The organism is Woeseia sp. D3-10 (assembly GCF_055809415.1).
The window spans coordinates 3518522-3538552 of the sequence record NZ_JBVVTW010000007.1 but is presented as its reverse complement, the minus strand read 5'-3'; the positions used below and the strand labels follow the sequence as shown (position 1 = coordinate 3538552).

General features: G+C 57.5%; 20 protein-coding genes and 1 tRNA gene. 14 read left to right on the top strand and 7 right to left on the bottom strand.

Annotated features, from left to right (window positions below):
• Window positions 1–66: 66 nt before the first annotated feature.
• A tRNA-Glu gene (locus AC0L8N_RS16135) sits at window positions 67–142 on the top strand.
• 153 nt (window positions 143–295) lie between these two features.
• On the opposite strand, the gene AC0L8N_RS16130 is transcribed toward AC0L8N_RS16135, so the two are convergent.
• Complete coding sequence (locus AC0L8N_RS16130; protein WP_473669019.1) at window positions 296–988, bottom strand: hypothetical protein; 693 nt, start codon at window positions 986–988, stop codon at window positions 296–298.
• 159 nt (window positions 989–1147) lie between these two features.
• On the opposite strand from AC0L8N_RS16130, the gene AC0L8N_RS16125 reads away from it, so the two are divergent.
• Both AC0L8N_RS16125 and AC0L8N_RS16120 read left to right on the top strand, forming a co-directional pair.
• Window positions 1148–1951, top strand: a complete 804-nt coding sequence (locus AC0L8N_RS16125; protein ID WP_473669017.1) for a hypothetical protein — start codon at window positions 1148–1150, stop codon at window positions 1949–1951.
• Between the two features lie 85 nt (window positions 1952–2036).
• A complete protein-coding gene (locus AC0L8N_RS16120) occupies window positions 2037–2306 on the top strand; it encodes a YHYH domain-containing protein (RefSeq protein ID WP_473669015.1) in 270 nt (89 codons plus the stop codon).
• Between the two features lie 124 nt (window positions 2307–2430).
• Here the strand turns inward: AC0L8N_RS16120 and AC0L8N_RS16115 are convergent, their stop codons facing one another.
• On the bottom strand, window positions 2431–3288 hold the full coding sequence (locus tag AC0L8N_RS16115) for an NmrA family NAD(P)-binding protein (RefSeq protein WP_473669013.1): 858 nt from the start codon (window positions 3286–3288) through the stop codon (window positions 2431–2433).
• 109 nt (window positions 3289–3397) lie between these two features.
• Between AC0L8N_RS16115 and AC0L8N_RS16110 the strand changes: the two genes are divergently transcribed.
• Complete coding sequence (locus AC0L8N_RS16110) at window positions 3398–4342, top strand: AraC family transcriptional regulator (protein ID WP_473669011.1); 945 nt, start codon at window positions 3398–3400, stop codon at window positions 4340–4342.
• 185 nt (window positions 4343–4527) lie between these two features.
• On the opposite strand, the gene bla is transcribed toward AC0L8N_RS16110, so the two are convergent.
• Window positions 4528–5403, bottom strand: coding sequence for a subclass B3 metallo-beta-lactamase (gene bla / locus AC0L8N_RS16105; RefSeq protein WP_473669009.1), 876 nt, complete (start codon window positions 5401–5403; stop codon window positions 4528–4530).
• A gap of 585 nt (window positions 5404–5988) precedes the next feature.
• Here bla and AC0L8N_RS16100 point away from each other — a divergent pair.
• The 3 genes from AC0L8N_RS16100 to AC0L8N_RS16090 all read left to right on the top strand — a co-directional run bounded on the left by AC0L8N_RS16100 (window position 5989) and on the right by AC0L8N_RS16090 (window position 8335).
• A complete protein-coding gene (locus tag AC0L8N_RS16100) occupies window positions 5989–6645 on the top strand; it encodes a PEP-CTERM sorting domain-containing protein (RefSeq protein ID WP_473669007.1) in 657 nt (218 codons plus the stop codon).
• 115 nt (window positions 6646–6760) lie between these two features.
• A complete protein-coding gene (locus AC0L8N_RS16095) occupies window positions 6761–7447 on the top strand; it encodes a DUF2490 domain-containing protein (protein WP_473669005.1) in 687 nt (228 codons plus the stop codon).
• A gap of 201 nt (window positions 7448–7648) precedes the next feature.
• Window positions 7649–8335, top strand: a complete 687-nt coding sequence (locus AC0L8N_RS16090; RefSeq protein ID WP_473669003.1) for a DUF2490 domain-containing protein — start codon at window positions 7649–7651, stop codon at window positions 8333–8335.
• A 209-nt stretch (window positions 8336–8544) separates the two neighbouring features.
• Here AC0L8N_RS16090 and AC0L8N_RS16085 read toward each other — a convergent pair whose 3' ends face one another.
• Window positions 8545–9147, bottom strand: a complete 603-nt coding sequence (locus tag AC0L8N_RS16085; RefSeq protein WP_473669001.1) for a hypothetical protein — start codon at window positions 9145–9147, stop codon at window positions 8545–8547.
• Window positions 9148–9283: 136 nt separating this feature from the next.
• Entirely contained in the window at window positions 9284–9667 is a 384-nt protein-coding gene (locus AC0L8N_RS16080) for an MAPEG family protein (RefSeq protein WP_473668999.1), read from the bottom strand.
• A gap of 154 nt (window positions 9668–9821) precedes the next feature.
• Between AC0L8N_RS16080 and AC0L8N_RS16075 the strand changes: the two genes are divergently transcribed.
• The 3 genes from AC0L8N_RS16075 to AC0L8N_RS16065 are packed head-to-tail and all read left to right on the top strand — an operon-like array spanning window position 9822 to window position 12547.
• Window positions 9822–11144 (top strand): NTP/NDP exchange transporter, encoded by a 1323-nt coding sequence (locus AC0L8N_RS16075; protein WP_473668997.1) that lies wholly within the window; start codon window positions 9822–9824, stop codon window positions 11142–11144.
• The gene (locus AC0L8N_RS16070) at window positions 11141–12061 is read left to right on the top strand and encodes an aldo/keto reductase (protein WP_473668995.1); all 921 of its coding nucleotides are present in this window, start codon (window positions 11141–11143) and stop codon (window positions 12059–12061) included. Before AC0L8N_RS16075 ends, AC0L8N_RS16070 begins: the two co-directional genes overlap by 4 nt.
• 57 nt (window positions 12062–12118) lie before the next feature.
• Window positions 12119–12547 carry an RDD family protein gene (locus tag AC0L8N_RS16065; protein ID WP_473668993.1) on the top strand — a complete coding sequence of 143 codons (429 nt, stop codon included), beginning with the start codon at window positions 12119–12121 and terminating at the stop codon, window positions 12545–12547.
• A gap of 7 nt (window positions 12548–12554) precedes the next feature.
• Here AC0L8N_RS16065 and lptG read toward each other — a convergent pair whose 3' ends face one another.
• Together lptG and lptF are read right to left on the bottom strand one after the other, a co-directional pair.
• A complete protein-coding gene (lptG, locus tag AC0L8N_RS16060) occupies window positions 12555–13622 on the bottom strand; it encodes an LPS export ABC transporter permease LptG (RefSeq protein ID WP_473668991.1) in 1068 nt (355 codons plus the stop codon).
• The gene (gene lptF, locus AC0L8N_RS16055) at window positions 13619–14719 is read right to left on the bottom strand and encodes an LPS export ABC transporter permease LptF (RefSeq protein ID WP_473668989.1); all 1101 of its coding nucleotides are present in this window, start codon (window positions 14717–14719) and stop codon (window positions 13619–13621) included. Before lptF ends, lptG begins: the two co-directional genes overlap by 4 nt.
• Window positions 14720–14934: 215 nt before the next feature.
• Between lptF and AC0L8N_RS16050 the strand changes: the two genes are divergently transcribed.
• Genes AC0L8N_RS16050 through AC0L8N_RS16035 form a run of 4 tightly spaced genes read left to right on the top strand, consistent with a single transcriptional unit; the run spans window position 14935 to window position 19949 of the window.
• Window positions 14935–16431: a leucyl aminopeptidase gene (locus tag AC0L8N_RS16050; RefSeq protein WP_473668987.1), complete on the top strand. Its 1497-nt coding sequence runs from the start codon at window positions 14935–14937 to the stop codon at window positions 16429–16431.
• A 5-nt stretch (window positions 16432–16436) separates the two neighbouring features.
• The gene (locus tag AC0L8N_RS16045) at window positions 16437–16865 is read left to right on the top strand and encodes a DNA polymerase III subunit chi (protein ID WP_473668985.1); all 429 of its coding nucleotides are present in this window, start codon (window positions 16437–16439) and stop codon (window positions 16863–16865) included.
• Window positions 16866–16876: 11 nt separating this feature from the next.
• Complete coding sequence (locus AC0L8N_RS16040; RefSeq protein WP_473668983.1) at window positions 16877–17143, top strand: hypothetical protein; 267 nt, start codon at window positions 16877–16879, stop codon at window positions 17141–17143.
• A gap of 49 nt (window positions 17144–17192) precedes the next feature.
• Window positions 17193–19949 (top strand): valine--tRNA ligase, encoded by a 2757-nt coding sequence (locus AC0L8N_RS16035; protein WP_473668981.1) that lies wholly within the window; start codon window positions 17193–17195, stop codon window positions 19947–19949.
• The last annotated feature ends 82 nt before the right edge of the window (window positions 19950–20031 follow it).

Sequence of the window (20031 nt, the reverse complement as noted above, 5' to 3'; positions counted from 1 at the left end):
GAGGAATGAGGACGCGGCCGTATAATAGCAGCCCCCGCCAGCCGGGGCAGTCAAAAACAACACCATGCTCCCTTCGTCTAGTGGTTCAGGACGCCGCCCTCTCACGGCGGTAACACCGGTTCGAATCCGGTAGGGAGTACCAAATACCTCAATCACCTATCGCCGCTTCTGCGGCGTTAAGTTATTGGCATTGTCTGAGGCACCTGGCTCCGAAGTTTAGCCGCAACGGCACATTGCGTGCCCGCGCCGCGTCGAAGAATGTAGTTATCCAACTCGCGACTACTCCCGAACAAAGCTATTCAACTGCTCTTGCAAGTATTAACACAATCCCCAGCACGTCCGGCTCCACATCCTTGGTCGATACCGACAGCCGTCGAAAATCGTGCCACGGTTCATATTGAATACCTGCCGTTGCACCTGTCCAGATTACGTAGGCATCGGGACCATAACCAATTGCGTGCACCTCGCAGATGGAGGTGCGGCAATGAATCAATGGAATGTTGAACTGCGCTAGGACAGGCCTGTCAGCGAAGTAGGCAGCGAACTGTCCTTCCATGTAACTTGCCCACGACTCCTCGCGGTCTTCTGTTTCGAATCGGGAATGCAGATCGTCCGGCACGTTTCTGCCCATCACCTCCGCTATCTCGGGTGAGTAAACGCCTGCGGAATCTCGCGATGCTTTCGCAACGGCCGCATCAACCGAACTCCCCAGTGAATTTCCTTGCTGTGTTGGTAACAGCGCTTCGACCGGGGCGGTCGTTTCAGGCGTTGATGAACGAGATGTTTGTTGACCGCTTGCCTCTTCGAGTACTTCAGTCGGGGACCCCTGATCAGCCACTTCCGCGGCAGGCACCGATGCTGACGGTGCCGAAGCCATACCAGCATCAGGCCCCGGCAACGACGATTCGTTGCGATGCTCGCCAAACATCAGGAAACCAGCACTGGCTACGATGACCCCGAGTAAGAAACCAACGATGAGCTTGGACATGGCGCCCTCGATTGCCAAGACTTCGAGGCAAACATTGCCCGATGCTTGATTTGCAGATAGCCAACTTACATTCAGTCTAGATGCCTGACCCTCAATCATCGTCGCATACAGCAAGCGAAATCAAATACCCCATGCACGAAGATTGCCTACAATCAGACCATGACGAGAATCTGTCGGTCTCTGAAATCCGGACGCCAATCTGACGATGGCCACCCGACCGTTTCAGCCATTGCGCCACTGATTTGCTTTGCGGTGACGTTTACTCTCGTCGTTTTGCTTCGCATAACCGGAATATTTGGCGCAACAACGGCTCGTTGCGTGCAGAACGATCAGTACTGGTATACGGCCGCGAATGGCAACTGGCCCTTGTACGCGAGCTTTGTACTCGTGTTCTTCTTGCTGCTGGCGTGGAGTGTCCTCATCGGGTTTGATGATTGGAGGCGGTCTAAAGGCACCCAAGTGATGGTCGTTGTGAATACGTTGGCGATTGCCGCATCCCTGTACGCGTTCGTCCCGCTGCACGAACAGGCTTCCTTCGATTACCACGAGGGAAACGGCCACTTCGAAGGATTCAAAGTCAGACAGAACTTGTTCTGGAGTTGGCGTCGAGAAGATCAATGCCAGACCATGCAGCGATTTGCCGGACGATGGCGGGTTATTGAAAGGGAGATCGGGCACTACCAGTTCAATATTTCGTCACCCCGGATCGACCTGAAACCCTGGGGCGTCGTAGTGGCTTCCGGGGCTAACTGGCAACCTGTATACGAAGGCAGGTGGCGGCCACCGGACCGACCAGAGCACTCGGACGACAGGCTTTGGCGAGACGGCGACATTGATGACCGCAACATCTCAGCGCCATGGGACTTCGAGCTACGTACGGATTTATTGATACTAACCACGCCGGAATACTTCAACGAATGGGAGCGCTCCAGAATTACGTTGCAACGCGACGATGCCGACTAACACCCAACCGTATTCTCGAATTCAGCCCAGACTTTGTAGCCATTCTCTTTACTCTGCGTATTGACTTAGCCTAAGGGGTACCACCGTGCCGAAGCGCCTACCGTCCGTACTGCTCTCAATAGCTCTATGCGTCGCGCAGTTTGGCTCGACTGCCGCTCACCCTGGCGGCACAAACTCAGACGGCTGCCACACCAATCGCAAAACCGGCGACTACCATTGCCATACGCCGAAATCGCCGCGACCCGGACGACAAAACTACTGCCACCTGCTAAACGGTGAAGCGCGCTGCGGGTACGCGAGGGCTTCCTGCGATGACCTGGTCGAGCAGTTTGGCGGGGCCTGTCGGCCTGAGTGATAAAGCATCGTTTGGGTAACACATAGAACGTCGCTTTATAGCCAAGCTTACAACCTGATCAGAACGCGCAACGCCATTGCATCTTTAAGACTTGTTCCAATCAGGCTGCCCCGCTCGTGCCCTGTTAGGCCGCGATCCTCCATACTCCCGAGTCAGCCACACGCCGTGCGTAGGTCGCGAAGTCTGTCGGCTCCCTGCCGAGCGCGCGTTGCACGCCGTCAGCGACGTAAGCATTCCGTCCGTCAAGGACAGTGCCAAACAAATAATCGAGCAGCCAGACGATGTTATCCGGCGCGCCAGATGCTTCGATAGCGTCGACAAACGCGTCTTTCGGGACAGGTGCGTATTGAATATCACGGCCAGCGGCTTGCGAGAGTTCACGAGCGACCTCGGTGAATGTCAGCAGTCGCGGCCCGGTTACTTCGTACACCTCGAACGCATGACCCTCTTCAGTTAATGCAGCAACGACCACATCGGCGATGTCGTCGACGTCGATAAACGGCTCCGGCGTATCGCCGGCCGGTAGCGTAATCGCACCATCCAGAACCATTCCAAGAAACTCGCCTTCGGAAAAGTTTTGGCTAAACCAGCTTGAGCGAACAACGGTCCATTCGACGCCCGCCTCCTGCACGATACGCTCGCAGGCTTGTGCTTCCGGCTCGCCACGGCCCGACAGCAAAACCAGGCGTTGAACACCATTCTCCACGGCCATGTCAACGAAAGCGCGAATATCATCAGTGGCACCCGGAATCGCGAGATCTGGCGTGTAGTTTATGTAGACAGCAGATACGCCCTCCAGTACCGGGCCCCAGGTGCTGCGAACAGTCCAGTCAAACGGCAGGCTGGCTGAGCGCGAGGCAACTCGAGTCTCAATACCGAGGGCGAGCAAACGCTCAACAATGCGTTTGCCGGTCTTGCCGGTGCCGCCGAGCACCAGTGTGACGCCGTCAGTGGTTTCTTTGTGCTGCAGTCCGTTGTTCATTGTGCTGCCCTCTAAGTGGAAAATCAGTGAGGACAACGTTACGCACCGGCCAACACTTGCAACATGCTGGCAACAATCAATTTCATACGCGTTCGTCTAGAATGCAGCGATGGATACGCTGGGTGGACTACTGGACTCACCGCGCGCACGTGGCGCCTTTGCCATGCGGAACGTGATGAGTTCGCCGTGGTCGTTACGGATTCTTGCTGAATCACCGATCACACTGATCGCTGGCGTTTCGGGCGACACCTGGGTCGTACCGGATGACGGCGATGCACTGTGCATCGGTCCGGGCGACATCGCAGTAACTCGCTCGCCGGATCACTACAACGTCGCCGAGTCGGCCACTGCCGCACCGACTGTAGAAATTCACCCTGGGCAACGATGCTGCGATCTGGAGGGCAACTCCGTGCTGGAGGACATGACCCACGGCATTCGCACCTGGGGCAACGATCCAAATGGTTCTACAGTTTTTGTCGTCGGTGCTTATGAGCATCTGAGTGATGCAAGTGATCGGCTGTTACGCGCTTTGCCACCAGTGCTGAAAGTGTCGCATGCCGACTGGGATTCGCCGCTGGTGCCATTACTCTGCGACGAGGTCGTTAAAGACGAACCCGGTCAGGCCGCAGTGCTGGACCGCTTGCTGGATTTGCTGCTAACCGCCGTTCTCAAAGCATGGTTCGCTCAACAAGACTCAAGCCGTCCCGAATGGTGGCGATACCAGGGTGACCGGATAGTCGAACGCGCATTGCGCCTGATGCACGACCACCCCGCCCAGCAATGGACGCTGCAGGAACTTGCCACGGAATCCGGCGCATCACGCGCCTCGCTCGCACGGCGGTTTCATGATTTGGTGGGTGAGCCGCCCATGACCTTTCTGAAGAACTGGCGCATGGCCATGGCGGCCGACTTGCTGTGCTTGCCCGATGAGTCGGTGAGTACAGTGGCGGAGAAAGTCGGTTATGCTACCCCGTTCGCGTTTAGTGCGGCCTTCAAGCGGGTTCGCGGGCTGAGTCCGCAGCAACACCGCGCGATGGTGCAATCCACGAGTTAAACACTCCACCAATCGCTACGTCTTTGTTGCAGAGTCTCTGTCGGTTAATCCGTCTTGCACAAGGCAGCCTGATAAATTGGCCAGACAACACAATCAATCGTTTCCAGGTGTTCGACTAGCTAGCCGGCAATTACCACGAGCATTCTTCGGGAACCAGGCCACAACGGAATTTGCTCCGAGCGCGGTTACTTGGCCGTTTGCTTTTCCTCAGCCAATGCCGCGAGGTAGCATTGCTCCAGTTTATCAACCAAGTCGAAAAAACCGGCAGGATCTAAAAACGTCTCCGCGTCGTACGGCTGACCGGGTTTGTATTTGTGATGCAGACCGTATTGGCTGGCGTGCGCGGCAACCCAGATAGCAACGTCCATCGCCTTTTGTGACTTGAAAGTGTTGGCGTAGTCCTCCCGAATGCCGGGGTACGTCTCGTCTTCGTAGAATTTTGTGCCGGGGTTGATGCTGCCCATGTTGGCGATCAGTACGTTGTAGTCCCGTCCGTTCTCATACACCCGCAGGGAATAGCTCGTACTGCCGGCTGTATGGCCGCGATGTTCGTGCACCGTGAGCTTGGTATCACCCAATGCAATAACATCGCCATCACTGATGATGCGATCCACGCTGACCGGTCGGAACGTTTCACTGCCGCCGAACAACGGATCGCTGAATCCCCCGTCTTCCAGTAATTTTGCGTCCGGCGCCGTCGCCCAAAGTTGCGCGCCGCTCAGTTCTTTGATCTCCGCCATCGCACTGACGTGATCGAAGTGCGCCTGATTGGTTAGCAATATTTTGACCTCATCAAGACCAAAACCCAGCGCCTCAATGTTGTCGCGTATCAATGCGGTGGAACCTGCCATGCCGGTGTTGATAAGTATGTGGCCGTCGTCGGATGTCAGCAGGAACGAACTCAGATCGAAGGTACCGACCGAGTAAAGATTCGCGACAACCTTGTGGCCGGGGAAGGCTTCGTCCCATGCGGGTGGGTAATCCTGCGCTGAAACAGATACGGACACGAGGCACAGAACGGCAAACAATTTGAGCCCGCCACAGTTATTCCATTGGTGCATAAGCAACTCTCCAATTGCGACATCGAGCGTTAAGCCAGCTTCCAAGTCGCCCATACAGGTAACGACAAGGACGCATGATGTCGACATTCGTTACGACCGTCGAGATGAACGTAAATACTGCGGCACCCGGTATCGTCGGCAAGCCAGCGCCCTTTTACGTGAGATGCGTACAACACTGGCTATTGGGTCGGTCACTTTCGGAACCAAGTGTCAGGCTTCGAGTCGCGCTCCTGGCCGGCCCGAATTATGATATGTTGTTGTTTTTAAAGTATTTTGCAAGCCGCACTCGCACTACCGAATAGCGACCCGACCTACGCGAGGTCTTTTGTGCCATGCGTGACCCGAAGTCCGTCTCCCACCTGATTCAAGCCCTTTCCAGTGGCCGTTCCGACGCCATCGTTAAGCGATGACCATATGATGTCGGTTTTCTTTCCAAGGTATCGGGGCCAAGGTACCGGTGCATTTACAACGCATTGTTTTTATTGGATTTTAGAAGTTGGCCCCGTTCTTGCTTTATCTATCGCAAGCCAGCCAGACACACTGGCGCAGCAATAATCCGAATTAACTGGATCAGGGATAGAATTCATGAAGAACAGGACAGGACGAATCGTCGCGCTGGGAATGCTAGCGACCTTTTTCACCTCACTGAGTCACGCCGAGCTGATAGATCGCGGCGGCGGCCTGATTTATGACGACGTCCTCGACGTCACCTGGATGCAGGATGCTGCGTACTCCGGCACCAGCGCAGGCATTGATCGCCGAACTCAGAGTGACGCTGCCCAGTGGGTGGACGAACTCGTCTATTACGATTCCGTTCGTGACCAATACATCAGCGACTGGCGACTGCCGTCCACGTTCAACGATCCCTCATCCTGGGGTTTCGACGAAACGGGTATGAGCAGCGAGTTGGCGTTCATGTACTACGTCAATCTTGGCTACGCAGCTAACACGAGCCTCAGCCCTTCGGATCCCGCGCCGACGTCAATCAATTACAACCCGTTCCAGAACCTGACGTACCGCGGTTACTGGTCAGGTACGTTGACCGACAACCCGAATCGCCCTGATCAGGTCTGGTCTTTCCACTTCCATTTCGGCTACCAGACTTTCGGCGGCGGTGATGGCGACATGATGCGAATCTGGGCAGTACGCGACGGCGACGTTGCCGTACCGGAACCCGGTACGCTTGCCCTGCTCGGCCTCGGCCTTGCCGGACTGGGTTTTTCACGACGAAAGAAAGTCTGAAGGTAGCGCATCGCAATTGAGAAAAAGCCCCGCTGGTCGGGGCTTTTTTTTACTTTATAAATTGACGCCATAACCGCATCATTCAGCGCCATATACTCCATTAGCAACAACGCTTATGAAACTCTCGCTGCTCGCAACCGTAATTCTGGCCTCTGCCGTCTCGACCACAACTCATGCTGCCGATGAAGCCAATGGCTTCTGGGGGATATTCTCAGCGTCAGACAACATTCAAAGCGCGGGCATCAAGACACGCTGGCGGTACGGTCTCGACACGCAGTGGCGGCATTCTGAACGCGGCTCTGGTAGTGATCAGTATGTCCTGCGGCCCTCAATGGGCTACGACCTCAACCCGAACATGACAGTATGGGCTGGCTATGGGTATTTTCTTACCGAGCCGAATGATGGCAGCAATCGCTACGAGCACCGCTGGTGGCAACAATTCAATTGGACCGCCAAACGCTGGGACTGGGGAACGTTGTCTTTCCGCACCCGACTGGAAGAACGGGATATCGAACGTGCTCATGACATTGGGTTGCGGTTTCGCCAACAGCTGCAACTGGCGATTCCGTTGCCGGCCCGGCAGCTAACCTTGTTCACTTCGATCGAGCATTACAGCAACCTACGCGACACGGACTGGGGTGCGCGGTCCGGCTTCGACCGGTTGCGCAGTTATGCTGGCGTACGCATGCCGATGCACGAGAAACTGGCACTGGAGTTCGGTTACATGAATCAGTGGGTTAACGGCGGCGAGGAAGACGCGGTCAATCATCTGGCCATTTTACGTTTACGCACGAAATTCTAGGATATAAAGGTCTGGTCGCTCACGCGGTTTCACCTGAACGCGCTTATCGCCAATGCGCCAACTCCTAATTCCGGCTGCACTCTCCACCTCCCTGCGCTGACACCGCCGTTTTGGATTATTGCTCGCGCGTTCTTTACACTGCCGCCCGGCCGCGCAGCTGATTGTGCCCTGCAGTACCTTTCGATCTACAGGTAAGACTGAATGAAATTCGCATCACTGCTGATTGCGTCGCTCGCGATCGCAATCTCAACACCGGCGGTTGCGGCTGATGAAGCGAATGGCGCGCGCCTCATCTTTGCGGCATCGAACAACATCCGGCACAACGGCGCTCCGACACGGTGGCGTTACGCTGTCGATGCTCAGTTGGCGCACTACGATCGCGGCAGCGGCACTGATATATACGGACTCCGCCCATCGTTGGGTTACGACCTCACGCCGAATATGACGGTTTGGGCTGGCTTCGGATACTTCGCTTCCGAACCGAAGGGTGGCAGCCGCCGCAACGAACGTCGCTGGTGGCAACAATTTATCTGGACCGCGAAGCCCTGGGACTGGGGCACACTCGTCTTGCGTACCCGGCTGGAAGAACGCGAATTTGAAGGCGCGCGCGATGTTGGCGTGCGGTTCCGGCAACAAATGCTATTGGCATTGCCCTTGCCCACCAAATCGGCAACCTTGATTGCCGCGGTCGAGCATCACAGCAACCTTCGCGATACTGACTGGGGTGCCAGATCGGGCTTCGATCAGTTTCGCAGTTACCTTGGCCTCCGCCTGCCGGTAAGCAACAAACTAATGATCGAAGTCGGCTACATGAACCAGTTCCTTAATCGCAGTTCTGAAGACGCGCTGAATCACGTCGCCATACTGCAATTTCGCGCCAAACTCTGAGGCGAACGCAGCGGGCCAGCAGCTCACTTCGAGCAGCGATTTCCCTTCGCCCGCCATTCTTGACCCGCACCAGCAATTCAACAATTCAATTCTGCGGCGGAGCAACGCGCAGCAATACCTCGCGCTGATGGCAACGCTCGCGTGCAACGCCGGGTATTACGCCGACGATCAACACCACCGGCGCTACCCAGCCACATCGGCAATGCTCTTCAGCGCTCACCGCCCGCCACCCGGCTGCCGATAGCCCGACGCTTCGGTAACGGTGATGGAGCAAGGCTGAGATCGAGACTTATCTGCAACGTTCTGCCCAGTTGCTCAGGTTGAAAGAAGGCGATGTCGCTTCGCAGACCGAACGGCATATGCCGCGCGAGACCGCTCTGAATGCCGAGCCAGGCATCCCTCACAAAGGCCTGATCAATGGCCGTAATGCCCAGGCTGCCCTGCTGCAGATCGGGGTAGCACTGACTTATGTAATGGCTTTCGCAATAATCGCCCGGGTTCGGCAATCCGCCGTTGTCCCACGACAGCTGCAAGCCATGGCGGTTCATGACCGTCGAAAATGCACGGCTGGCCGCAGCGGCGGTGGTACCGCAACTGACCGAACTGCCAGCTGCTAGACCCGCTACCGGAACCTGATGGGCCGGCGGGCTGCCGTCCAGCCGATAAGCTCGCATGGCGCCCTGCAAGTTGTCACCGACGGTGGCCGCAAGCTGCGCGCAGCCGTCGGCCGCGACCGAGGCGTAGACCGGCATACCGACACCGGCCAGCGCGACAATTAGCAATGCAAATGAACGTATTAATGCCCTTCCCATAACAGCTCTCCTTAGCCGAAATGTTGCTGTAAACCGGCCCGCTGCATAGCGGTGCCGGACCGTCAGCATCAGACAACGTCGTCCGTAGTTACAGTGGCGAATTCCGGTGAAGAACGCAGTTATGCAATCGGTGCTGCTAGAGCATTCTTAACAAAGCCCCGATCATGCCGCCGAAAAGCAGTGCCATCATCGGCAGCCAACCCAGCGCAAAACCCATACTGCGCTTGCCGGGATCAACCAGGTAGCTGGCGCGATAAACGAAACGACCGATGATGAACACCAGTCCGAGACCCGCGGCAATCAACGGGTTCACGTAGAGCGCAAACAACCAGAGACCGGGCAGAAAAATGACTATTTGCTCCAGCGTGTTCATGTGCACCCGGAACATGCGTTCGAACTCCTCATGACCACTGACGGCAGGTGCCTTCACACCGTGTTTCGCGCGCATTTTCCCGACCTGAAACGCGAATAAAAACAACTGCAATAAGGCCAATCCCGTTACGATCGCTACTGCTTCCATCGTTCTTGCTCCCTTGCTCTGAATGCTGGCATGAGGTCTGAACTCGCTCTTCGGTTCACCCCGTAGCCGAATTCAGTCATTATGCACACTTACCTGGCTTGCCAACGCCTCGAGGCGCCAAGACGGCCAATACTGGAACGACCGGTCCCGTTTGATGAGTGACAATGCACCGAGGCGCAGTCTGCTGAGCGCCATCGCCCGCCTGCTGGGCATTGAAGACCGGGAATTCGCCGCGGTTGCCTGGTCGTTCGCTTATTTCTTTTGCCTGCTCTCAGCCTATTACATGCTGCGCTCCGTCCGCGAGGCGATGGCCATCGTCGGCGGCACCGAGAATATTCCGTGGCTGTTCATGGGTACATTCGTCGCCATGTTGCTCGCAGCCCCGGTGTTCGGCTGGGTCGCGTCGCGTTTTCCGCGCCGGCAGTTCCTGCCCTGGGTTTACTATTTTTTCATAGCCAACATTCTGCTGTTCTTTGCGGCGTTCACGTACCAGCAGAACAACGGTCTGGATCAGGTCTGGATCAGCCGCGCATTTTTCGTCTGGCTCAGCGTGTTCAATCTGTTCGTGGTCTCCGTATTCTGGAGCTTCATGGCCGACATATATTCGAAAGAACAGGGTCGGCGTTTGTTCGGGATCATCTCAGCCGGCGGCAGTACCGGAGCGCTGCTCGGCCCGTTAGTGACCAGTGCACTGGTTGTACCGATTGGTTTTCGAAACCTGTTGCCGATGTCAGCTTTGCTACTCGCGTTTGCGGTTTTCTGCATTTTCAGACTTCGCCGTTGGGCGACGACGCGCGATGAAAAACAAAGTGATCAGCAGATCGGCAGCGGTGTACCCATCGGCGGCACAGCATTGGCCGGTATCAAACTACTGGCGACTTCGCCCTACCTGCTGGCCATTGCTACCGCCATGATCATCGCCAATTTTCTTGGCGTTGCCACCTATATGTACATGGCGGAACTGGTCGATGCGACGTTCGCCGATACTGACCAACACACGCGGGTGTTTGCGATTCTCGATGCCATCCAGAATGCGCTGTCGTTCATCGGTCAATTGCTGCTGGTCCGGTACTCGGTTCGCAAACTTGGCGTTGGCGTGACACTCGCTATTCTGCCCATCGTCTCGGTGCTCGGTTTCGCGTTGCTGGCAATAAACCCGGTATTCATCGTGATAGCGGCGGTACAGGTGCTGCGGCGGTCGATCACCTTCGGCCTGACGAAACCAACAACGGACATGCTGTACTCCGTCGTCTCTGCGGAAGAACGCTACAAAGCAAAGAACTTCATCGAGACGGCGGTTTACCGCGGTGGCGATCTGATCGCCAGCTGGACGATCCGCTTTATTGGCGGCATCGGCCTCACTGGTGTTGCGCTGGTTTGCGTGCCGCTTGCGGTAATCTGGACAATGCTGGCCCTGCGCATCGGCCGCGAATACAAACAGCGCGATGAGGCGTTAACCCAAGGCAAAGCGAAATGACGCGAAGAACAGGCTGGTCGAGGCGAGAGTTTCTGGAGGTCGCGGCGATGGCATCGCTAACTCCCGCGCTGAGCGTCGCTGCACAGGACACCAACATGCGAACCCGGGAAATTCCCGGCAGCGGTGAATTGCTGCCACTGATCGGCCTCGGCACTTATGACGTTTTCGATGTCGCTGGTACGCCCGAAGAACTTGCCGAGCGCAAAGCAATCATTGAGCTGCTATTGGAGAAAGGTGGCAGCCTCGTCGACACATCGCCAATGTACAACCGCTCAGAACGTATTATCGGCACCGTGCTGGACGCGACGGGCCGGCGCAGCGACACCTTCCTTGCAACCAAGGTCTGGACGAATGGCGCGGCCTCGGGCATCGCGCAAATGACCCGTTCGGCGGAATTGATGCGCACCGACGTCATTGATCTCATGCAGGTACACAATCTGCGGGACCTCAATACCCACTTTCGCACCCTGCGGGAATGGCAGCAGCACGGTCAAATCCGTTACACCGGTATTACCCACTACCACGAACGCGCGTTCGACGAAATGGAAACCGCGATGCGCCGCTACCGACCCGACTTCATTCAGATCAACTATTCGCTCGGGGAGCGAACAGCGGACGAACGGTTGTTGCCACTCGCCGCTGACATGGGCATTGCCGTACTAATCAACCGGCCGTATCAGGCCGGCGCACTGTTCTCGAAAGTCCGCGGCCACGAGCTGCCCGACTGGGCGCGCGAATTTTCCGCAAGCTGGGGTCAGTTCTTTCTCAAATACATCGTCAGCCATCCCGCGGTAACCTGCGCGATTCCCGCCACCAGCAAACCGCATCACATGGCAGACAATCTTGGCGCCGGATTCGGCGACTTGCCGGACGCCGCGACGCGCCAGCGTATGCTGGAGCACTTCACGTCTCTCTAAACGCACGTACCTGTCAGAGACTACTCATCTCAATTCACGAACCAGCAAGACACCCTGATGAAAAATGCACCCTTTGGTCGCCGCCTCGGCGCGATACTCTACGACACCCTGTTGATTCTGGCAGTGCTGTTCCTCGGCACCATACCGTTCATTGCCTTACGTGGCGGCGAGCCTGTGGAAAGCGGCAACGCAAGCTACCAGCTGTTTCTGTTGTTGCTGGTCTACCTGTTCTTCGTGGTGTTCTGGTCGCGCTATGGACGCACGCTCGGCATGCAATCGTGGGGCCTCCGGATAGAAGACGGGCAAGGTCGCTTGCCGGGTATCGGTGCCTGCAGCGTTCGTTTTGTTGTTGCGCTGATCTCCTGGGCGCCTGCCGGACTCGGCTTTATCTGGCAACTTATCGATCGTGACGGACTGAGCTGGCACGACCGAGCCTCAGGGACGCAATTGCGTTACTACCCGCGGCCGGCAAAAGACAAGAAGTAGCGCGTCGCTAGCGCACGCGACTCAGTGCGAAGCCAGTAATCGCCATTAGCGCAAGTGTCGGCATCCAGGTCACAAGTGCCGGGTTCAGGTTGAACACTTGACCGGAATTGGCAAGCGTTTCGCTGGCCAGGAAATAACCCAGACCAATCAACACACCGATCATGAGACGACTGCCGGTTCCGGCAGAGCGCAGTGAACCAAAGACAAAGGCCAGAGCCAGCACGGGCATGATCACGACCGTCGCGGTGGACGATATACGTGACCACAATTCCATCTCGTAACGCACGGCTGACAGGTCATTGCGGCGCAAATAGCCGATGTAACTCATGAGGCCACGCGCCGACAAACTCACCGGTTTGACGAGCGTGATACCCAGCACGTCGCCATTGATACTGAAGTCTTCGACTTCACGCGGCGACTCTTCGACCTCGACACCATTGTTGGCAAAACGAGTTGAGCGGTAGTTTTCCAACACCCAGTTGTCAGCATCATCTATGCCCGAATTTTCGGCGCGGCCTATCGACTGCAGATTGTCGTCGTCGTCAAACTGAAACAGATAGACAGTGCCAAACTCAAACTCGGAATTGACCCGCTCAAGATTCATGATGACGTTGCCATCCTTGACCCAGGCGGCGTTGCCGAAGTCCTGCTTTTCTTTCTCGTAGCGCGCTTCATTGCGCATGTTGCGCGCATAGTAATCGAGCGGAGGTCCGATAAATTCGCCGATCAGCGCGGTCGTAACCATCAAGACCACACCGGCCATAGCCACCATGCCGCCAAGTTGCGGTACCGACAGCCCGGCTGTACGCATAACGACGAGTTCGCTGTTGCTGGCAAGGCTGCCGAGACCCAGCAACGCACCGATCAATGCGGCAATTGGCAGCATTTCGAACGCCAACTGCGGCAATCGCAGCGCAGCGTAAATCGCCGCCTGCGGGATACCGAAGGTGCCCTGCACATTGTCGATCTGGCCGATAAACTCGAACAGGCCAGCCAGCGCCAGCAGTACGATCAGAACCAGCAAGGTGCTGAAGAGGATCGAGCGCATCAGGTACATGGAGAGTATGCCGGTCATGCCGCTGCCGTCCTTGGTCGCGCGAACAGGCGTCGATGAACCCCGTTCTGCACGCCGAGCAATCCGAGCGCCGCCGACAACATCAGCAAGTGCACCCACCAGATACCCATCCAGGACGGCACGGTGCCCTGCTCGACCCACGCTTTGCCCGCGCTCAGCAAATTGAAATAAATGATGAACACCAGTAACCCGGTGGCGATGCGGCCGTAGCGACCCTGACGCGGTTGGCTGCGGCTCAGCGGAACTGCAAAGATTGCAAGAATCAGCGTCGACAGCGGCACGCCCAATCGCCAGTGCAGTTCCGCGACTTGGGCCGGATCGGTCGAGCCGAACAGATCGCGCGTCTGCATTGCACGCGGTTCCAGTTCGGGTTCGGAAAGGTCTGGCAGTCGGTACGGTATACCGTGTTCAGCGAACTCCATGACGGTAAAGCGCGGAGTTCCCGGCACGCCGGAATAACGACGGCCATCGTGCAGTACAAAAAACCGGGTGTTCGGGTCATCGGAGTCGCGTTGCTCGCCGCGCTCGGCAACAACCACTTCCACGTCGCCCGCTTCAGTGCGACGCTGCAGGAACACTTTCTCGACAGTACCCGGACCCATCACGCGTTCGGCGTATACCACGGAATCATCGCCGGAAGCTGTGAATTTCCCGGGTTCGATGCTCGCGAGATCCGCCTGACGGCGCGCTTCGACGCCGATACGCTCGATGGCGGTCAGAGCGCGCGGCGCGACGTCCATGGCCAGCCACGCCACGCCAACAACCAGTGGCAACATCAGCCAGGTGATGGGCCGGTATATGCCGGCCGGGCCGACCCGGCAGGCCATCATGGCGGGCATTTCGCTGTCCGCATAGAGCCTGCCGAGTGCCAGCATAATCGACAGGAACAGCCCGATGGGCACCAGAATAGTGAGGTATTGCAGGCCGGTCAGACCGATGATCTGAAAGACGGCGTCCTTCGGCAGTTTGTCTTTCGCCACATCGCCGAGCACCCGCGCGAACTGGTTCGTCAGCAGGATGAACAGCAGAACGGTGGTGACCGCGAGCCAGGTCTGAGCGACTTCGCGGAATATGTAACGATCGAGGATCCGAATCATGAATATTCTGATGATTTCACTTGGAAATCCGCAGTTAACGCCGGGCATTAGGATCGGTTAGACTACCGCCTTTGAGATGTTCGGGACAGCCCCATCGTCGCCCAGCTCTGGACGACCGTCCAACCAGAACCGCAAACCGGCAACTCAGTACTCACAATGGTTACGCCGCGTGTGTCGAAACCGCAGCGCGACTCTAATAACTACAGGCAGAGTTTATGGACTACTTCACGACGACCAGTGCCGCCAGCCGGCACGCCGCGAGCGCAATTGTTGTTGGTATTTACGATCGCAGCAAGCTCAGCCGAGCGGCCGCCGATATCGACAAAGCCAGCGACGGCCTCTTAAGCAAGCTGATCAAGAGCGGCGACGCAACGGGCACCCTCGGCAAAGCCAGTGTCCACCACTCGCTGCAAGGCGTTCGCGCGCAACGTGTCGTTACCGTTGGCTTGGGCAAAGCTGATGAGTTCGGCGTATCGGCGTTTCGCAAAGCGACTGCCGCCGCGATGAAAGCGCTGGACACTCACAAGATTACCGACCTCGTGTCCTACCTGACGCTTGAGCCTGCAGGCGATGCCAGTCCCTACTACCTCGCCCGCCACACTGTGCAAACGGTATGCGATGCGCTGTACCGTTTCGAGGTGATGAAAAGCACCCGCCGCTCACCTGCGCCTACGTTGAAGAGAATCGGTCTGGCTGTCGAAAAACGCGGCGACAGTGCGCAGGCTACGCTAGGAGCGGAACACGCTGACGCCATCGCGACCTCAATGGCACTCGCGAAAGACCTCGGCAATCTGCCCGCCAACGTCTGCACGCCCTCGTACCTGGCGCGGACGGCACAGAAGCTCGCGAAAGAACATGCTCGTTTCGACACCAAAATTATCAACGAAGCGGAGATGAAAAAGCTGGGTATGCACTCGCTGCTATCCGTTACGGCAGGCACCGAAGAACCCGCGAAGCTGATCGTCATGCAGTACAAAGGCAATGGCAAAGAGGCTCCGGTTGTACTCGTCGGTAAAGGCATTACGTTTGATTCCGGTGGCATTTCCATCAAGCCCGGCCCCGGCATGGACGAAATGAAATACGACATGTGCGGCGCAGCCAGCGTCATTGCAACGATGGCCGCGGTTGCCACCTTGAAACTGCCTATCAATGTCACGGCGATCGTGCCAGCTTGCGAGAACCTGCCGAGCGGCAAGGCCACCAAGCCCGGCGATATTGTCAAGAGCATGTCCGGCCAAACGATCGAAGTGCTGAATACCGATGCCGAAGGCCGTTTGATCTTGTGCGACGCACTGACCTACGCCCGACGTTTCAAACCGGCTGTCACGATAGACGTCGCAACGCTGACCGGCGCATGCGTTATTGCGCTTGGCCATCACACCACGGCGGTCATGAGTAACAACGATGCACTCGCCGCCGAACTCGTGGCATCCGGCGTCAGCGCAGAAGATCGCGCCTGGCAGCTGCCCATGGCTGACGAGTACGCGCAGCAGTTGAAGAGCAATTTTGCGGACATGGCCAATGTCGGCGGCAGAGACGGCGGCGCAATCACAGCTGCCTGCTTTCTGGGCAAGTTCACCGACGGCATGAACTGGGCGCACATGGACATCGCGGGCACCGCCTGGCAATCCGGTGCACGTAAAGGCGGCACCGGCCGGCCGGTGCCATTGCTGACCCAATTCCTGCTGGCGCGGGCGGCGGTCCTGCCCTGAGCGCGATGGCCAAAGTCGACTTTTACATTCTGCCAGCAGCGGAAGCCTCCGCGCGCTGGCAATTTGCTTGCCGCCTAGTCGAAAAAGCCTACCGTCTGAACAACACGGTGTACGTCCACACCAGCGAACAGAACGCGGCAACAAAGCTCGATGAGCTGTTGTGGACCTGGCGCGATGGCAGTTTTGTGCCACACGACCTCGCCGGGGCTACAGGCGGCGAGCGACCGCCGGTCACCATCGGCTACGCCGATGAACACCTGCAAAACGGGTGCGACCTCCTGATAAACCTCAGCGATGAAGTTCCGGCCACTATCGGTCCTTTCCCGAGAGTCGCGGAGATTGTAACCTCCGACGACAATGACCGCCGTCTGAGCCGGGCACGATATGCACGGTATCGCGAGCAAGGTCACACACTCGACACGCACAAGCTTTGAGGACCGCGGGCATGACCGACGGCGAAAACGACGACGACATCCCGGTACTAACCGACGCTATTGAGCGCATAGCGACCACGCCGGCAGCAATGCCCGGAGTGGATCTCGATGCGCTGCAAGCCGACATCTGTGCTTCCAGCCTGCGCATAGCCGAAGCGATGTTACTCGACGCCTGTCGCGAGGCCGAACACGTATTAATGGAGCGCACAATGTCGACGTTGCGCGCCGAGCTCCCCGCCATCGTGCGCGGTGCACTGAAAGAACACCTCGACAACTAATCCCAACCAATCACGAAACACGAACGCCGTCCGGCGCAGAAAGACCCACATGGATAAGACTTACAGCCCTCGCGAGATCGAACAACGACACTACCAACGCTGGGAAGCCAATGGCTACTTTGCGCCGTCCGGTGAGGGCGAGCCGTATTGCATCGTGATTCCGCCGCCGAACGTTACCGGCACATTGCACATGGGGCACGCGTTCCAGGACACGATCATGGATACGCTTACCCGCTATCAGCGCATGAGCGGTCGCAATACGTTGTGGCAACCGGGTTCGGACCACGCGGGCATTGCAACCCAGATGGTCGTCGAACGGCAGTTGAATGCCGCCGGCACTTCTCGCAGCGAGCTTGGCCGTGAGGAGTTCCTGAAACGGGTCTGGAAGTGGAAGGACGAATCCGGTGGTCAGATCAATCAGCAGTTGCGCCGCATGGGTGCATCTGTCGACTGGACCCGTGAACGCTTCACCATGGATGAAGGCCTGTCCGAAGCTGTTACCCGGGTGTTTGTCAGCCTGTTCGATGAAGGACTGATCTATCGCGGCAAGCGACTGGTGAACTGGGACCCGGTGTTGCACACCGCCCTCTCCGATCTCGAAGTCCTGCAGGAAGACGAGCCCGGTCATCTGTGGCACTTCAAATACCCGTTGACTGATGGCAGTGGCCACCTGACCGTTGCCACCACCCGACCAGAAACCATGCTGGGCGACAGTGCGGTCGCCGTTCACCCGGAAGACAAGCGCTACAAAGACCTGATAGGCAAGGAACTCGAACTGCCGCTGGTGGGCCGTTCCATACCGGTAGTGGGCGACGATTACGTCGACCCCGAATTCGGCACCGGCTGCGTCAAAATTACGCCCGCACACGACTTCAACGACTACGACGTCGGCCAACGGCACTCTCTGCCGATGTACAACATCTTTGACGACAATGCCGCCATTAATGACTCGGCACCGGAAGCCTATCGCGGACTTGATCGCTACGACGCGCGCAAGAAAGTCGTTGCCGACCTCGATGCACTGGGTTTGCTCGCGGCCGTCGAAGACTACGACCGTAAAGTGCCACGCGGTGATCGCAGTGGTGAAATCGTCGAGCCTTACCTGACCGATCAGTGGTACGTCAAAATTCAACCGTTGGCAGACCCTGCCATTGAAGCGGTCGAATCCGGCCGTATCCGTTTTGTACCTGAAACCTGGAACAAGACGTACTTCGACTGGATGTACAACATTCAGGACTGGTGCATCAGCCGGCAGTTGTGGTGGGGACACCGCATACCCGCGTGGTACGACGATACCGGCAAGATTTACGTTGCTGATACCGAAGCCGCCGTGCGCGAAAAGTACAAACTCGATTCGTCAGTGGCGTTGCGGCAAGACGAGGACGTGCTCGACACCTGGTTCTCGTCCGCCCTGTGGCCGTTCAGCACCATGGGCTGGCCCGAAGACACCGACGCATTGAAAGCATTCTATCCCGGCAACGTGCTCGTCACTGGTTTCGACATCATCTTTTTCTGGGTGGCCCGCATGATCATGTTCGGGCTCAAGTTCGCCGGCGATGTGCCGTTCCGCGAGGTGTACATCCATGGCCTGATTCGCGATCAGGAAGGCCAGAAGATGTCGAAGTCCAAAGGCAATGTGCTGGACCCGCTCGACCTTATCGACGGCGTAGACCTCGACACACTGCTGGAAAAACGGACTCGCGGGCTGATGCAGCCCCACCTGAAACCGAAGATCGAACAGACCACCCGCAAGCAGTTTCCGCAGGGAATCGACGAATACGGCACCGATGCATTGCGCTACACCTTCGCCGCGCTCGCCACCACCGGCCGCGACATTCGCTTCGACCTGGGTCGTATCGAAGGTTACAAGAATTTCTGCAACAAACTGTGGAATGCGGCCCGCTACACGCACATGAACACGGAAGAGCAAAGTGACGCCACGCCGGAACTGAGTCCGGCCGATCGCTGGATTCGTTCGCGCCTGCAACGCACCGTCGCCGCCGTTCACGAACACTTCACCAACTACCGCCTCGATCTCGCGGCGCAGGCGATGTACGACTTCACCTGGCATGAGTTCTGTGATTGGTACCTCGAACTGTCCAAGCCGGTTCTGCAATCGGAGGATACGAGCGATGCGCAGAAGCAAGGTGCGCGGCAGACACTGATCGAGGTACTGGAATCGTTGTTGCGCTTGCTGCACCCGATCATGCCCTTCATTACCGAAGAAATCTGGCAGCAGACTCGCCTGCGTGCCGGCATCGATGGCGACACCATCATGTTGCGGCCCTATCCGAAAACCAGCGATTACGCAGCAGATGATGATGCCGAACGTGAAATCGAATGGGTGCGGCAATTCATCCTCGGTGTTCGTCAAATTCGTGGCGAAATGGATATATCGCCCGGCAAGACACTGCCGGTAATGCTGCAACAAGCCTCCACGCTGGACAAAGAACGTGCCGAACGACATGCCGCGCTGCTGGCCCGCGTTGGCCGCGTTGAGTCCGTCACCGCACTGAACGACGACGAGCAGGCGCCACCTGCTGCGACGGCATTACTCGGCAACATGTGCCTGCTGGTGCCAATGGAAGGTTTAATCGATGTCGCGGCCGAGCGTGCGCGTCTCGGCAAACAGCGCGACCGTGTGCTCGCTGATCTCGCCCGCTCAAACGGCAAACTTGGCAACGCAAACTTTGTGAACAATGCCCCGACCGACGTTGTCACACAGGAGAAGAACCGGGTTAGTGAGTTCGAGCAGCAATTGCAACAACTCGCCGAGCAACTGGAAAAACTGGAGAGCCTCGCCTGACGGCCAGCACTCGTAACCCGGTCTACTGAGGACTGGGTCACAAATTGCGCGCCGCCGGGGTGCATTGGTCGCTGCCATTCGC